Source organism: Acidimicrobiia bacterium (assembly GCA_041676705.1).
GTDB lineage: Bacteria > Actinomycetota > Acidimicrobiia > Acidimicrobiales > SKKL01 > Actinomarinicola.
This window is the reverse complement of the sequence record JBAYRL010000004.1, coordinates 172,119-188,120: the sequence shown is the minus strand read 5'-3', so window position 1 is coordinate 188,120 and position 16,002 is coordinate 172,119. Positions and strand designations below refer to the sequence as shown.

General features: G+C 55.6%; 8 protein-coding genes. All 8 read left to right on the top strand.

Annotated features, from left to right (window positions below):
• Nucleotides 1-123: 123 nt before the first annotated feature.
• The 8 genes from rfbD to WC184_08445 all read left to right on the top strand — a co-directional run bounded on the left by rfbD (nt 124) and on the right by WC184_08445 (nt 15,960).
• Nucleotides 124-1,071 carry a dTDP-4-dehydrorhamnose reductase gene (gene rfbD, locus WC184_08480; protein MFA7477917.1) on the top strand — a complete coding sequence of 316 codons (948 nt, stop codon included), beginning with the start codon at nt 124-126 and terminating at the stop codon, nt 1,069-1,071.
• A 91-nt stretch (nt 1,072-1,162) separates the two neighbouring features.
• Nucleotides 1,163-2,431 (top strand): glycosyltransferase family 4 protein, encoded by a 1,269-nt coding sequence (locus WC184_08475; GenBank protein MFA7477916.1) that lies wholly within the window; start codon nt 1,163-1,165, stop codon nt 2,429-2,431.
• Nucleotides 2,432-2,586: 155 nt separating this feature from the next.
• Entirely contained in the window at nt 2,587-4,467 is a 1,881-nt protein-coding gene (locus tag WC184_08470; GenBank protein ID MFA7477915.1) for an RNA polymerase sigma factor, read from the top strand.
• A gap of 155 nt (nt 4,468-4,622) precedes the next feature.
• The gene (locus WC184_08465; protein ID MFA7477914.1) at nt 4,623-5,921 is read left to right on the top strand and encodes an ATP-binding protein; all 1,299 of its coding nucleotides are present in this window, start codon (nt 4,623-4,625) and stop codon (nt 5,919-5,921) included.
• 105 nt (nt 5,922-6,026) lie between these two features.
• Nucleotides 6,027-8,732 (top strand): cell wall-binding repeat-containing protein, encoded by a 2,706-nt coding sequence (locus WC184_08460; GenBank protein ID MFA7477913.1) that lies wholly within the window; start codon nt 6,027-6,029, stop codon nt 8,730-8,732.
• 278 nt (nt 8,733-9,010) lie between these two features.
• Nucleotides 9,011-11,413, top strand: a complete 2,403-nt coding sequence (locus WC184_08455) for a cell wall-binding repeat-containing protein (protein MFA7477912.1) — start codon at nt 9,011-9,013, stop codon at nt 11,411-11,413.
• 1,041 nt (nt 11,414-12,454) lie between these two features.
• Entirely contained in the window at nt 12,455-12,919 is a 465-nt protein-coding gene (locus WC184_08450; protein ID MFA7477911.1) for a hypothetical protein, read from the top strand.
• 731 nt (nt 12,920-13,650) lie between these two features.
• Nucleotides 13,651-15,960, top strand: a complete 2,310-nt coding sequence (locus WC184_08445) for a hypothetical protein (GenBank protein MFA7477910.1) — start codon at nt 13,651-13,653, stop codon at nt 15,958-15,960.
• Nucleotides 15,961-16,002 lie beyond the last annotated feature (42 nt).

Sequence of the window (16,002 nt, the reverse complement as noted above, 5' to 3'; positions counted from 1 at the left end):
TTGGATCTGGCGAAATTGGTTGCAAGCGCATAGCAACAATAAAACCTGGCTCTGGAGATAATTGTTAACACAATTATCTCCAGAGCCAGGTTTTATTGACATTATTGATATGTTTGTATATTGATGCGAGTGCTGATCACGGGGGCCGATGGGCAGGTGGGCCGCGAGCTAGTGGAGGCTTTCACCGCCAACGAAGGCCACTACCAAGTGCATGGTTTAACCCGCGCCGATCTTGACATCACCGTGGCCGACCAAGTGCACAAAGTGGTGGCCGACCTTCGCCCGCAGGTGGTTATTAACTCCGCCGCTTGGACCCAGGTTGATACCGCTGAGGCGGAACCGAACGCTACCGAGCGGGTTAACAGTGATGCGGTGGCTTATTTGGTGGAAGCTGCCGACACCGTGGGCAGCCATTTCGTACAAATCTCAACCGATTACGTTTTTAGCGGTGCAGCCACGGAACCGTATCGAGAGACCGATGCCCCTTCGCCGCAGTCGGTTTATGGCCGCACCAAACTAGGTGGTGAAATCGAGGTCATTTCCCATTCTTTTATTTCTAAAGAACCTTCCCCAAAGTGTCCAGAAGCTGGTGGTTTGGCGGCCTTGGTGGTGCGAACATCGTGGGTGTTTGGGCGTTACGGACACAATATTTTGAAAACGGTTCTGGCCATGGCCGAAGCCGGTCAACCAATGTATTTCGTTGACGATCAGATCGGTTCGCCCACATGTGCCCGCGACTTGGCGCTGACCATTCGAAGCCTGGTGGAACAAGATGTGACTGGCATCATGCACGTCACCAACGGCGAGGCCATGAGCTGGTACGAATATGTGCGCCGAATTCTTGAGCTGGGCGGTTACGACCCAGATCTGGTGAACCCAATTCGAGCCCATGAAATTGTGCCGCCTCGTGCGGCACCGCGACCTGCTTATAGTGTGCTCTCCACCGAACGCTTGGCACGGCTGGCCGATGTGAACTCGGGTGTGGTGGTGCCCCGCCCGCTCGATGAGGCTATTGCTGAAGTGATTGCCCACGTGCGTAGCGAGACGCCCCAAACTGATTCAAACCACTAGCCCGGCTTCGTAACCGACTCGGTGGCGATCCTCACGGCGGTGTTAGCTGGCCTGCGCCAACCGCTACGGCGTGGCCACTAGAGTTGGCCCGGTGAATTCGCTTGGCCAAGAAGAACCGCGGCGTGTGCTGCTGTGTACTACCGGTTTTCCTCGAAGTGCCAGCGACACCCACAAACCGTTCTTGTTGAACCACGCCCAGGCTTTGGTGGCTGAGGGTGTGGAAGTGACCGTGTTGTGCCCATCGGCGCCTGGGTTGGCCAAACGTGAGGTAATTGGCGGAGTAGAAGTGGTGCGTTTTCGCTACGCCCCCAGCCGTTTTGAAACCTTGGCTTACGACGGTGCCATGTACAAGCGGGTGGCCACTTGGCACGGTTTATTGGTGCCGATATTCGTATTGGCGTTTTTCTTAGCCGCCAGACGGGAAGCAAAAGCGAGAGCCGCCCAGGTACTCCATGCCCATTGGTGGGCCCCCAGCGGTTTGGTGGCGTGGGCCGCAGCGCGTTCTTTGCGTTGGAGCGGTGGTGGCACCTCAAGGCCGGGTGCTCCACCGCCCGAAGGTGACCAGCTTGATTCGATGAGAGTTACGAGAGTTCGGCCGGTAGCGGTGGTGCATTTACATGGCTCCGATGCCGCCATTGCCAAAGGTCCGCTGCGCTGGTTGGCGAGATGGTTGTTTCGCCGGGTGGATGCCGTTTGTGTTGTGAGTGATGAGCTGGCCACTTGGTGTGAAGAAGCCACTGGGGTGAAGGCCCGGGTCGCGCCTATGCCGTTACGCCCGGCTTTGGTGGCGGCAAGCTTTTTAGAACCCGTCGAGCCGGCCATACCAGCAGGCTCGCCACAAGACGCCTGGGTGCTGGGGGTGGGTCGTTTGGTGCCCGAAAAAGGTTTCGAGGTGTTGATTCGGGCCGCCGCCCAAGCCAAGCTGGCGGTGAAAATTGCTGGTAGCGGCCCGGAACACGAACCTTTGGCGGCGTTGGCACACCAGCTCGGAGTCGAGTTGAAACTACTAGGTGAAGTGCCTGCCGATGAGCTGACGCAGCTCTACACTCAAGCCACCGTGGTAGCGGTGCCGAGCTACCGGGAGGGTTTTGGCATGGTGGCCGCCGAAGCAGCGGCGCTTGGAAAGACGGTGGTGGCCACTGCGGTGGGTGGTATCCCAAGTGTGGTGGAAGACGGGGTGAACGGGTTCCTAGTTTCCCCCGGCGATGTTGCGGCATTGGCCGAAGCGCTACGCAAAGCGGTGCTACAACCAGAAATGGGTGTTGCAGGCAAAGCCATGGTGGCCTCACTTTTTCCCATGGCCCATGCCCAGTTGCTTATAAAGCTGTATCGAGAAGTTCTAACAAAGCCTTCGGGCTAAGCACACAAAACGCTTCGGCGTAGCCACGTCCGTGAAGGCCTTGGGCCGAGCGATAGGCGGCCATCTCGGCGCTACGTGCATGCCTTATGGATGCGCGGTAAGATCGTTCGATCTAACAAACATCGTTGCGGTGTTGGTTGGACTGGGGTTAATTCATGGCAATAATTGATTACAGCCGCCTTAGCGAACGTGAATTGGTGGAACTCACCCAAGATGGTGATGACGCGGCTTTCACCGACTTAGTGAATTCCTACCGTTCCCCGCTTTATGGTCATGCTTTGCGTCGTTTGAACGACCCTGGCGCGGCTGAAGATGCGTTGCAAGAAACCTTTTTGAGGGCTTATCGGGGCCTACCAAAATTTAGCGGCGATTATAAGGTTGGGCCTTGGCTGCATCGCATTATGGAGAACGTCTGTGCCGATGAGGGCAACCGTCGCCGTCGTGAGGCCGATAAGTTCGACCGGGTGGTGGCCGATCCTCATGTGGTCGATTTGGCACCAGGTGTCGAGAACGAACTCGGCTTAGATATCGATGACGCCGGGGTGAACGAAGCGTTGGCTTCGCTGCCGCCCAACTATCAAGAGGCGCTGATGTTGCGTTTCGTTGAGGGTCTCGAATACGAAGAAGTGGCCGCCGTAGCAGGCGTAACCGAACAAAACGCTAGAGCTAGGGTTTCACGGGCTCGCAACGCTGCGCGAGCCATGATGCGCGGCGTGGCCGCCTTCCCGGTGTTCATGGTTGGTTTGGTGCGTCGTGGTGAACGTGAAGCAGCGGCTGCTATTCAAGCACAGTCGTCGGCCGATTCTTTGGTCGATCATGCCCATTCGCTCTCTGATTCTGCCGTTGGGGGAACCAGTGCTGTTGGTGCGGCCGGGGCAGCGGGTGCCGCTGGAGCTGCCGCGTCAGGTGCGGCTGCTGGCGCTGGAGTTTCAGCAGCCGGAAGTTCAGCCCTAGGCGGTGCTGCCGCGGGGACTATGGCCAGCGGAGTTAGTGGAGCAATTGCCTCGGGCGTGGCTACTAGTGGTGCCGTGGCAAGTGGAGCTGCTGCCACAACAGCTGCCGTTGCCACTCCTTTGTTTTCGAAAGCCGCTTTGGGGGTTGGTTTGGCAGTGGCGGTGGCTGTGCCCACTGCTGGCCCACAAATTGTCGATCGTGTTACCCGCCCAGCCCCGGTCGTGGCCGACGCTGCCAGTGGTGGCTCCAACCACAATGCCTCGGGCGAAGAGCCTGGTACCGGCAATGCGTCTTCCGAAAGCAATGGTGCTGGCGTTGCGGCGAATGATGCCAGTGGTACCAGCGGTTCTGGCGGTGAGGTCGATGCCGGGTCGGGCCAAGAGGCCAATATCGGTGATGCTAGAGAGCTTGAATCATCAAAGACCAATCGGCGTCGCGGTGGGGTGGTTGCACTGCCGAATGTCGGTGCCACCCAGCCAAGTGATGGTAACTCAGGTGCCAACAAGTCAGACACCGAGCCCACACCACCTGCCGATAACGGCAACGTTATTGCCGTACCGGTGGAACGCTTTGGGGGGTCGATCGAAGCTAGCGGATTACGGGTCACTCCCGCCGGGCCTCGCCTTGATGTTGGCGGTTCGGTACAGCTGGTGGTGCAAGGGGTGGCTACTAGCGCCAACCTAACTGCACGTTTCGAATTACCCGAGTGGCCTACGCTGCCCGGTAATGGCGCAACGAATGGTGATGCCGAAGCTAAATCGGGCGACGTTGAAGCCAAGAACAGTGGTGACGACGCTAATGCCGAGGCGGAAGAGGTGGTCGGCTATGGCGATTCAGCGGCCGAACTCGTACCAAAACGTATGTCGGCCAACATTACCTTGGCCCTGGCCGATGGCGAAACGGTAACCGTTCGCCTTGCAGGACATGCTCAACCCCTGGCCGATGCGCCGTGGGGTGCGGTTAGCTTTAACGGTCAGTTCTCGTCAACCAGTTCTAATACTGTGGCTCTAGCCAATAGCGGCACTTTCAGCGGCACTTGGAGCCCTGCCACGGGTTCACTCAAGCTCGCCCTTAACCGCTAGATCTAACCAGTTCTTGCTGCGTGGGCGATGGCTCGATGGCTGTTTCATGTTTTACGGTTAGCCTCGCTCAAAATTTACGGATAGAACCGCTCAAAATTTACGGTTAGGATGGCTCAAAAAGTACGGTTAGGAGCTGCGCGGGCTACAGTTTCACCATGGTTCTTATGCCGGAAAGCACCGTAGAACGAAGATTGTTGAAGGTATTGAACGAGCGGGTTCAAGACGAGGCCGTGGTCGCTCTACATGGACCTCGTTCGGTTGGTAAAACCACTTTGCTTCGTGCCTTTGCTGACCATCACGAAGTTGAGGTGCTCGACCTTGACGATCCAGCTGTGCTTGAAGCGGCCGTTGCTAATCCCACCCTGGCCGTTAGCGGACCTGCTCCGGTGTGCATTGATGAATACCAAAAGGCTTTGTTAATTCTTGATGCCATTAAAGCCCGGCTGAATCGGGAAGGTACTCAGCCAGGCACAGTTGTTTTAACTGGTTCCACGCGACATGACGCCATTCCCCGTACGGCCCAGGCCCTCACTGGGCGCATCCACGTGCTCTCAATCCTGCCATTGTCACAGGGCGAAATTACCGGGGTTCACGAAGATTTCCTGGCCGCTCTTCGATCCGATGCCTCGGCTGCGGTGGCGGCGTATCCGTCTTCAGGCACTCAGCGCCAAGAATATATAGACAAGGTCATGGCAGGCGGTTTTCCGCTGGCTATTCGTCGTTCGGGCGCGGCACGTTCACGTTGGTTTGCCGATTATGTACGCCTCAGTGTTGAGCGAGATGCGGTTGAGCTGGCCAACGTCCGCCAGCGTCAAGTGTTGCGCGACGTCTTGAATCGGCTTGCCGGTCAAACGGCACAGGTTCTTAATGTTTCGGCTCTGGCCGATGGTTTAGGCGCTCATCGAGAAACGATTGATGATTACATTCGCCTGCTAGAAGATCTTATCCTGGTGGCGCAGCTACCCGCATGGGGGAAGAGGCTTCGTTCGCGAGTTGGCAGGCAACCCAAAATTCACATTATTGATTCTGGTTTGGCGGCGTGGCTGTTGGGTTCAAATGCCAAGAAGTTGGCCACTCTCGACCCAACCTTTCTATCTGAATTTGGACATTTGCTGGAAACCTTTGTGGTGGGTGAACTGCGCAAGCAGGCCTCTTGGCTTGATGACGAGGTGACTCTGGGCCACTGGCGGGTAGATGATTACGAGGTCGACTTGGTGATCGAATTTGGTGATGGTGGGGTTTTGGCCTTCGAAATCAAGGCTAATGAACGAGTCGCGGGCCAAGAGTTCAACGCCTTGCGGCATTTGCGTGATTTGGTTGGTGATCGTTTTATCGCCGGCGTAGCGCTCAGTACGGGCAGTCGTTCTTATACCTTTGAAGATCGCCTACATGTGATGCCGATAGACCGTCTATGGCAAAATGTGATGGGGCAACCAGGTTCGACCCCTGAGTAGGCTGCATCGCACTACGAGGTCAAGCCGTGGTAATTAGTTTGATCTAGCGTGAGTGCTTGGCTGGCGTGTCGGGCATGGTGTTTACCGGCGGGCTAGTTTCGTGCCATGGGGAAATTGGCTCGGGTGGTAGCAACGGTTCTGGGGGCAGCTTTAGCAATGTTGGGCTTGGCATTCGGTGGAATCGCCGCCGCGGCCGAAACCGACAACGCCCCTAACCCCGAATTTTGGCCCGCTAGCCCTACGGTCAGCCCCAAGATGGCTGGTTATGCCAACGCTATTCGTTTCTTTGGTGCTGATCGCTATTCAACCAGCCTGGCATTATCTTTAGCGCTTAGGGGCACAGGCGGTTTTCCGTTTGAAACTCCCGCTCGCCAAAGCTCCGGTGCCATCAACCTAAGCCAGAACCGTAGTTGGTGGGGTGCGGCTACTTGTCCCCGGTCATTGATGGTGGTGGCGGGTGACAACCCGGCTGACGCTCTAGCCGCTTCGGCGCTTTCTGACCCCACCGGAAAATCTAGCGAACCATATCTGCAGCGCAGCGCTGCTGCCGACCCGCTGTTCGACCCGATTGGTGGTTTCGCCAAGGTCGATACCGACAACGCCCCCATCATCGTGACCACTTCGGCGCGTGAAGGGGCCACACTGTTAAGCCCGGCCGCGAATCTGGCGGTGCGCGACCTGGTGAGTGGCGGCTGCCAAAACGCTTGGCAGGCCATTGTGGTGGGTGGCACGGCCGCCGTTTCTGCTTCGGTTGAAGCCGAGCTGGTTTCACTTGGCGTGCCCGAGGTGTTTCGGGTTAGTGGCCCTAACCGCTTTGCCACCGCCTCAGCGATTACTAAAAGCTTGGGCACCGCCCCCGTACCTACCAACACCGCGGGTTGTGTTAGCCCCAATGCAACTACGTCCAGTACCAAAATGGGTTTCTACGCCAACTCGGTTATTGAATATCGTGCCAGTGCCACTGAGTGCGAACTGCTTGGCCGCACGGTGGTTCTCACCGATGGCATGGTGGGTGCCGACGCTTTGGCAGCCGGGTGGTGGACAAGTTTCTGGCAAACCCCAATTTTGTTACACAACGGGGAAGAGAGCTTGCCTTCCGACACGGCTTTGGCTCTAGAGACCACCCAAATCGACAACATTGTGGTGTTGGGCGGAACAGCTCGTGTTTCCGAGCAAGTGGTGTCCGAAGCGGTGGCCCTAACTGGTGCGCGCGTCATTCGAGTATCGGGTGCTACCCGCTATGAAACCTCGGTGGCTATGGCCAAACATTTTGGTGGCTGGTGGCCAGCCACGCCGACCGATAGTAACGGTTCAGGCTCCGGTTCCGGTGGAAGCCAAAGTGGCGGCGGTTCAGGCTCAGGCAGCTCGGGCGGTGCCGGAACGCCTAGTGACGCCAGTTTTACCAACTCGATGGTTTGTTTCGCGGCTTCGTCGGGCGAAGGTGCTGGCGCGAAAGGCTGGCCCGACGCGTTAGGCGCTGGTCCGCTTTGTGCTTCGTTAAATGGTGCGGTGTTGGCGGCTAACCCGAATGCGGTATCGGCCCCTATGCGTGCCTTGGCCCCCACCAATGGCATTGTGCCAAGCCAAAGCCCTGCTCGTGGCAGTACGGCTGGCCAACCAGGGCATGAGGCAGTACCGATTATTTTGGTGCCAGCCTCGGGTTCAAGCAGTGCTGGGGGCAATACGTCGGCCACCACCAATACGATGCCTGCCGGTGTGGGCCAGTTCTTAAGCGAGGTGTTCAGCCCCAATGAAACCTGGTGTTCCAGCGCCACTAGTCAGGCGGGTTGTTTGAACCTTGGTTTCGCGGTGTTGGTTGGTGGGGAAGCGGTAATAAACAACGCCACGGCCTTGGCGGTTTCTAACTTGGTGGGTGGCAGTGTTCCAGCCACTACGGCCACGGGTGCCAAAGTTGGCCTAGCACCCAAGTTGAGCGGTGGTTTCCTTACTTATATAGATATGTCACCGGTGTTTGATGTTTCATCAAGCCCAACACCTACTCCAGCGCCTGATACCCCCAGTTGGTTCTGTGCGCCTCGAGGTAGTTATGAAGATTTGCGGTGGTTTGTTGTCCATCCGGGTGGCACAAGTGCGGTGCCGCTCTTGAGCTTCGATGTGATGGCCGCGAAACGGTATGTCACCGATTCGCCAACCGTGCAGCGCTCAGCCGGTGTGGGTGCTCCGGTGTGTATGGCCTTGTCTGATGGCGGAAATGACGGATTAAGCATTAGCGGTATCAGCTTGGCTGGGCGCGCTACGCCTTCCAATCAAACCCAGCGGGTAAATCCAAGCGAGAACAACACCTATCGCCTCGATGGCCCGATCGAGCTGGCTGGCCCGACCAGTTCCTCAGGCGAACCTTCCGATGCCCAAAGCCCAGCCAACGGCACCACTAGTTGGACATTTTCTACGCCAAACCCCCTAGTGCAATCTCCCGCACCAACCATCACTTCTAGAGGTGAAACTGAAACAGTTACCCAAGCTTCGATATCGATCAAGCTCACCAGGGGTTCCGTGCCGGCTGCGGTGCCGGGCATACCCCCGCCCACACCAAGTTTGGCTGCCACGCACACCTTTACGGGTAGTTGGAGCATCAACACCGCTGCTGGGGTTGTCTCTGGCCAGCTAAAGGGTGAGGCCGTGCTTAGTAGTGGAACTTGGAAGCTACGGGGTGAAGCCACTGCGGTGGGTGGCACATGGAACATTCCCGCTGGCCGGGGTGGTTTCAGCGCCGATATTGCCACCAACAACGCTGGAACCTTCAACGACGACGCCATCTCCTGGCACCTCGACGGCCTCATCACCAACTAATTACTGATCACTACGAGAAGAAGCGGCCTAGCTACCGGTCGAAAGCCTTATGAGGGGCACTTTTTTGCCGATGGTTCTTGCGACGTGGCCTGGGTGCCCCTAGCCTCGTTACATAGTTGTAATCATGTGTCACAAATTTTGGCGATCCCTGGTTACTACTTATTGCGAGGTGCGGAGCCAGTCTTTTTGGGCCGCAGTTCGCGAAAGCCGATGCCCGGGACCTCCGGGTACCCGGTGTCGACATTTTCGGACATTCCTTTACTAGGAGGCTCAATATCTTGAGTATTCGCACACAGCGAGGCTCGACAAGATTTGGTGTAGCGGCGATCGCTGCTGCCCTCATCGCGTCGCTCTTCGCCTTCGCATCCCCAGCCGGGGCGGTGACCGTCGCTCAGCTAGATCCAACTCGTTATGCGGGCGCCGACCGTTATGACACAGCTGCCAAAGCAGCTCTGGATACTTTTGGCACGACCCCACGCCCCAATATCGTAATCGCCTCAGGTGAGAACTTCCCTGACGGCTTATCTGCTGCATACCTTGCAGGGGCCTTCAACGGTCCATTGCTACTTACCGCAAGCGACAGTCTGCCATTGGCCACTGCAAACGCTTTGGGCGTCTTCGGCAACAGCACCAGTACCGTTCACATCGTTGGTGGCACAGCGGCGGTTTCCGAAGCTGTAGCTAACCAGATCGCCGCTCAGGGATATACTGTCAAGCGGGTTAGTGGTGCTGACCGTTATGAAACCGCTGCAAAAATTTCCGCCGCTGCTAACGCGGTAGTCGGTGTTGGACAATTCCAAAACTCCCGCACTGCCATTGTCGCAACCGGGGCAAACTACCCCGACGCACTAGCCGCTGGCCCAATGGCATTCAGGGGACACCATCCGATTCTCCTTACCGATTCGGCGGCTCTCTCGGCCGATGCCGATACAGCTCTTACGAGCCTCGCAATTCAACGCGTTGTGATCCTCGGTGGTACCGCCGCCGTTTCTCAGGCGGTTGAAGATGCAATTACTGCTAAGGGTATTGCCGTTCAGCGTGTATCTGGTGCTGACCGTTTCGAAACGGCTGCCAAGCTTGCTACTGTGCTCCGTAATACAGAGCTTGAAGGCGGAGCCGATTGGCTAACGGCCTCAAGTCCTGCTGCCCCGATCACCTTGGCTCGTGGAACCAACTTCCCCGACGCTCTGGCTGCATCACAGGTCGGCGGCGCTCGATACGCTCCGATTATTTTGACGGGCTCTTTGCCGACCGCTTCAGGAGCATGGTTGAGCGCAAACATTGGCGGTGTGTCGAAACTCTATGTGATGGGTGGTACTGCCGCAGTCGACTCCGAGACCATTCAAGCGGTCGCTGATGCGTTGACCGCACCGACATTGGAAGCAACAATTACCGCTGAGCCTGGCCGCCCCACCTTTACGGTGGAGTTCAGCGCTCCAGTGATTGCGAATAACCCAGCTGGTGCAAACGATGCGACTAACCCGGCAAACTACCGTGTGAACAATGGTGCGACATCTGTCACTGGTGTCACCTATAATGCCACGAATAACACGGCCACGGTCACTGTGGACACCACTGCTCGTCCTAATGGTCTGGCCATCAACGATGTTGTTGTGGCCAGTGTCAGCAACTCGATTTCGAATGCCGTTGGCGTACGGGTGGCGCAGACATCCGCTACGGTTGGCCTCGATACCGCGAAGCCAGTCGGTACCTTACAAGCCTTCACCGGCCCGGTGGCTAGTAACAATAACGTCTGGGTAGTGTTCAACGAACCGGTGAAGGCAACCACCGGAACCGTGTCAATCTCTGGCGGCACTCCTGTGTCGCTTACTGGAGTCGGTACACCTGTTACCGTTGGCGGTACTGGCCATTACCTGGTTTGGGGTGTCAGCACTTCCATCGGCGAAGGTCAGGTCGCAACCATTGCGGCTGATCAGTTTACGGACATGGCCGGAAACACAAGCAATAAGCTGGAAGTCACTGCTACCAAAGATCAGGCAGGGCCGACGCTGAGTAGCGCAACGTATTCAGTTGTTGCTAGTACAAATCCAGCCGATCTCGCTACGCTCGAAGTAGTTACCAACGGTGCGACACACGGTACGGATCCAAGTATTACCATTACTGCCAAGGCGCAAGGCACCGCCACTGGCTTAGCCGGTAATGATTGGAAAATTGTTCCTGGTGCTGTCAATCCAGCTGGAGTCACGATTACTGTAAACAGCGCTCTACGTGAAATTGGTGTCAACGCACCGAATCTGACTACCGTTAACGCCAATGCATTGGTGGTCGCACTAAATAGTACGGGCGCATTTAATGGCATGTTCGCTGCTACAGTTGATGCCAACGGTCCGATCGACATCACAGATTTGGATGACGATACTACTGCTGGTGGTGAGTCAATTGTTACAGTTAAGCTGCAGTTCTCGGAGGCTTTGAACCCAACGATTTCCGGGGTTCTAGAAGGAGCCATCACGACGAAGGCCAATGTGGCACTTGCAGGCTCAACCTGGGCAGTTTCGTCAAGCGGCAGTTCACCACTCACTGGTCTCCAAGCTTACAGTTACAGCACTACGACTTCAGACAATTTGCCGAAGTCGATAACTGTGGTGGCGAACTCTGTGCGTGATCTTGCTGGCAACGGTAATGCGCTTCAGCCACAAACAGCTGTTAACGCTGGCTAACAATAATGCATGATGAATCACTTTGAAGTTTGAAGTGATTCGAGGGCCCCGGAAGAAATTCCGGGGCCCTTTGTATTTGTAGCCTTTGTAATGAGGTCATTTTCTTCATTCGATGGCGAGCAACACTACGGTGAAAGATGTTTGAGGGGGCGTTAGGTCCCCTGCTCAGCCGTCCATTCCTGACTCGTTCTGTAGCTACACATGAAGGTGTCTTCGTCGTCGTGGTCGACGGACCTCAAATGATCGATACGAAACATACGTGAATAGGAAGTTCAGGCGAACAGGTTGCTTCTATAAGGACGTTGAGCAGCGTTAACAACCATAAGCGTGGTGTTGGAAGTTGAGGCACTCCACAATCTGACCCTTTGAATGGACCGTCTCGAGCGAACCAAAATCGTGTAGTGCCGCAGGCTTGTACTCTAGGAACGCTTTTGGTGCTGCTGTTCGGAGCGACCGTGATTAGCGCGATGAGCGATTATCTCTGTCACGTGGTCAAAGGCGTATATATGGCTGTGGTATTGACCTGCGAACGGATTAATTACGTCTCACGTGTTCGGATAATGCATTTCATCCCGTGCGCCGCTTAATTGGGTGTTTAAGCATTAGGTGATGGAAATTCGAAAGCTGAGCGGTCCTGTTGCGGGTACCCTGTGAACCGTTGCGGCCAGGCGCTTTTAGTGTAGCCAAAGCAGCTTCTTCTAGTGGAATGGGTTGCTAGAGGATCGTGCCGCGGCTGGTGCACGGGTTAGATTCTTGCCGGAACCTGTCGAACACTTTGAATTAACTCATAACCAGGGGCGTGCCGGATTGATCGCGCCGTGACCCAGTACTGTATGGCAGATACGAGCAGTTCACAATGCGAGCAAATTACTACCGGCGCGATGACCTGGAACAAATGAAAGTTCAGAATGGGCATATCTCTGACCCATGGCAGTAAGTAGGCAGGAAACGCTAGATGGCCACCTCTCCGTGGATTGTTTGATCAGTGGGAATGGGTCGGTCGGTAATAGTAATGTTGTACGACCCAAATACCTGTTGGCCGTGACCCGTGAGCTCAACGTTGCCCACAACGCGACGAACGTTAAGGTTGTTGCTGCCCTCAATGACCATGCTGGCTTTAACTCTCGCTTCGTGGCGGATAGCTCGACTCCGACGGGTACGATGGACAATACGGGTACGCTGAGCGCTTGCAGTACGACCAACCGCTTCATTGTCCAGTACAGTGAAGCAACGGGAACCAGCGTCACGGCCTTGGCTAATTACGGTCTTGACGTCGACAATAACGGCGTGGTCGATATTACTGCTATATCGGTTCCGCTCACTGGGATCGATAACCCGCTTTTCCCGACTCGGGTCACCGTGGACTTCACGACTGGTGATCCGCTTCTGGTTCCAGGTACGGCCACTCGCTTGAACGTTTCCAACGTTCTAGACCTGGCTGGCAATGTGATTAGCCCCGACCTGACCTGCATCGCGGTTGCGGGCCTCACCCCGTCTGCTCCCTGAGCAGTTAGCTATCAGGATATTTAATTCCTAATTAAACGAGGAGTGGCCCTGGTCTTCGGACCAGGGCCACTCCTCGTTTTTAACCTCTTCAAAAGAACAAGGTAACGTTGAAACGTAAGCCGATTAGCTAATGTTCTGATTCGTTCATTGCAATGCATTGCCCTGCAGGTAGATGGTTGGGTATGCCGCCTTAAAATAAAGAAAATTAAATTTGAGTGGTTGTAAATAGCTGGCGTCCCGAACTGGACAGTTGACCTAGGCGGTTGGACCTTGCCCACTGTGCACAGATAGACCGGTATCTCCGGGAAACCTCACCAGGTTAACAAACCATTTTTGAGTATCTTTAACCTTCATATTTATATATGCCTTAACCTCGGATTCAGTTTCAAATGAGCATGTTGTAGATGGAATCGATATTGAGGCTTCATGGATGAATACAGTATAACGTGGATATTCCATGTGCCGGAGTATAGTATGCAATATAACTGATTTCAACGCGCTCTTGTATGGTCTTAGATGAGCCTAGCGTTGAACGCGAGGGTTTAAATATCGGTATGTTATACAGTCTCTAATATACTCAAAGGGCGCGGATGTTACTGTCAAAATCATCTGGAGTTGTGTATCTGCCTCCACCGAAGTCGGCTTGCTCGTACTGTTAGCTTATGCTGTTAAAAGACAGTGATTCAGCCGCCGATGCATTCTGCCGCTGATTTCGACGGAAATTGCGACGTATGGAATATCGCCTAAACTCGCTCGTCATGGCTGTTGAGGTGAAATCGGCGGGACAGTTTGGCCGCACACGTGGTTTGTTGGGTTCGGTGCTCGTTGCTATCGCCGTATTGGCCCTGGCGGCCTGTAGTGATGGCTATGAGAATTCCGCCGATAACGCCCGTACGAAAGAGCCCAAAACCTCAACGTCAGTGCCCAGAGGTGAAGAGGCCTATGAAATAGGCTTGCCCGAAGACCCCGATGGTTCTTCGGTTGACTTCGTTGCCTTGCACAACGTTGACGATGACGATGCCGATAGCAACGTCGATGACGAAGACCTGGTGCCAGAACACGCCTATGTCGCCTATGAATCGGTAATCGACCAAGGTGTTGAGCGAGACGTCTGGACCGAAGCCGAAGGTGTAATAGCAGTACTCGAGATCTTGTTAGGTGAGCGCCCTGAATCAGCTATCGACGTGTGGAATGCGGTCACAAGTTCTAGCTTTTCGGGCGTTGTATCCCGAGCGGTGTGGTTGCTAGATGAGCCGAGCGTTGATGATGCAACTAAAGACGAGCTGAGCCGACTGCTCAGCGTGATTGCGCCACCGATAGATGAAGTGTTCCCCGAGCTAGCAGGTGACAACGCTGAACCGTCACGCCAGAAATCGGACGATTCTGCCTATGGCGGCGAGCTAGTTCGCATTCAACTAAGTAATTGTGTGACCCCAGCGTTCGACAAGTTCGCCTCGATCGAAGCCCGAGACGATGTTGAGTGCTGGAAAGTGATTTCTAGAACCACCAACCACCGGCTGCGGGTCATATTCCCTGAAGGGCTAGAAGACCAAGCCCAAGTGGCGCTCGAAGCCATGGTGGCCACTGATGCGGCCAGCCAAGACTGGGGCGCTCAGGGCGGACCGGCCAGCTTATTAATCACCCCGGCTAGAAACAAAGCAGCGTTGGGTCTCGCTACCGTTAACCCCAACGTTATGACCGGCGATGAATGTGTGATCTCAATGTTTGCCGGAGAGTTTGCCCGTGGAGCAGGGGGCCACGGAGTCGATTTCGGCCAGGTTGTGGCGCACGAGCAAGTGCATTGCCACCAGTTTGCTTCATTCGGAAACCTGGGGGATCAAGACTGGGTAGTTGAAGCCATTGCCGAGCTTTATTCACACCTAGTAGTGCCAGACGGGGGTGTTGAACGGCTGTTGATTTCCCATTTCATGACTGGATCATTGGTTAAATCGCTTGACCAGATGAGCTACGAAAACTGGGTGTGGTGGCAATACATGGTGAACCATTCATCGCCTGCTCATGTGTGGGAGCTACAGGGCCGCCTATTACGAAGCGGATTGCAAGGTTTAGCCGCCGAGCCTGGTATTGCCGAGGCTTTCCACAACTTCACCATCGATTTGGTATCAGCTGGGATACCAACCAGAAGTGCCCCCATACCGCCATTTCGCATGGCACCGCGACTGGCCACAATTTCCTCTGAACAGACGGTGTCCACCGATTCGCAACAGTTCGTGGCGTCGCGACACGTGGTTCACTATAAGGCAGAACACCTCTTCACCCAGGAAGACCGCACCGAAACCGACGGCATCACCCAGTTGGCAACGGTAGAAGCCAGCACCAACCGAGCTAGTTGGGCTGGACTACCTCCCGAGGTGCGCAGCCGTTGCGACAAAGCCGAACGCTACATAGTGGTTTCCACCATCACCAAGCCAGAAACCCACACGTTCACCTTCGATGTCACCGAGGCCGAGAAGTACGGGTGCGACTCGTGCTTGGGTGGAACCTGGGTGCTCGACAATGAAACTTTCGCTAACGCCATTAATCAGCTGGTGGCGGCGGAAGGCTTGCCACCAGGAGCCTCAGCGCGAATGGAACTGATTGGCGACTATTTCTATCGTTTCGACGGTGCCGGTAGTGCTATTGCCTGGCGGGACAATTATGAAATTCGTAACCACGTTTCAGCCTCGGGCATGAACATGACCCTCAGTGTGTTTGTCGATTCGATCGAAACGTCACAGTACGGGGCTGATGGTGAACGCTTCACTGCTTGGGATGCTGTGACCGTAGATTATTTGTCACGGATGGAGATGCCCGGCATGGGTATCGGGGTGGCCGTGTCGCCAGATGAAAGCGTAATTTCCGCTTTTGGGGGAACCTTTTCTGGCCCTGGCGGTGGGCTCGACCCGGCTCAGCGTGCCGGTGGCACCTACACCTGTACAAAACAAAGCTTAGAGCTGGTGCTCGACGCATTTGCCGACGCTCCAATTCGCTTCACCCGCGTGGCAGCGCCACCAGAACCACCGGTTGTCCTCGCCCCATAGCAACAGCACCTAGTGCGCTAATAACCCAAGGTGACAGGCTTT

Coding starts and splice junctions, on each gene's coding strand:
- rfbD (MFA7477917.1), top strand. CDS start 124: ATGCGAGTGCTGATCACGGGGGCCGATGGGCAGGTGGGCCGCGAGCTA.
- WC184_08470 (MFA7477915.1), top strand. CDS start 2,587: ATGGCAATAATTGATTACAGCCGCCTTAGCGAACGTGAATTGGTGGAA.
- WC184_08465 (MFA7477914.1), top strand. CDS start 4,623: ATGGTTCTTATGCCGGAAAGCACCGTAGAACGAAGATTGTTGAAGGTA.
- WC184_08460 (MFA7477913.1), top strand. CDS start 6,027: ATGGGGAAATTGGCTCGGGTGGTAGCAACGGTTCTGGGGGCAGCTTTA.
- WC184_08445 (MFA7477910.1), top strand. CDS start 13,651: ATGGAATATCGCCTAAACTCGCTCGTCATGGCTGTTGAGGTGAAATCG.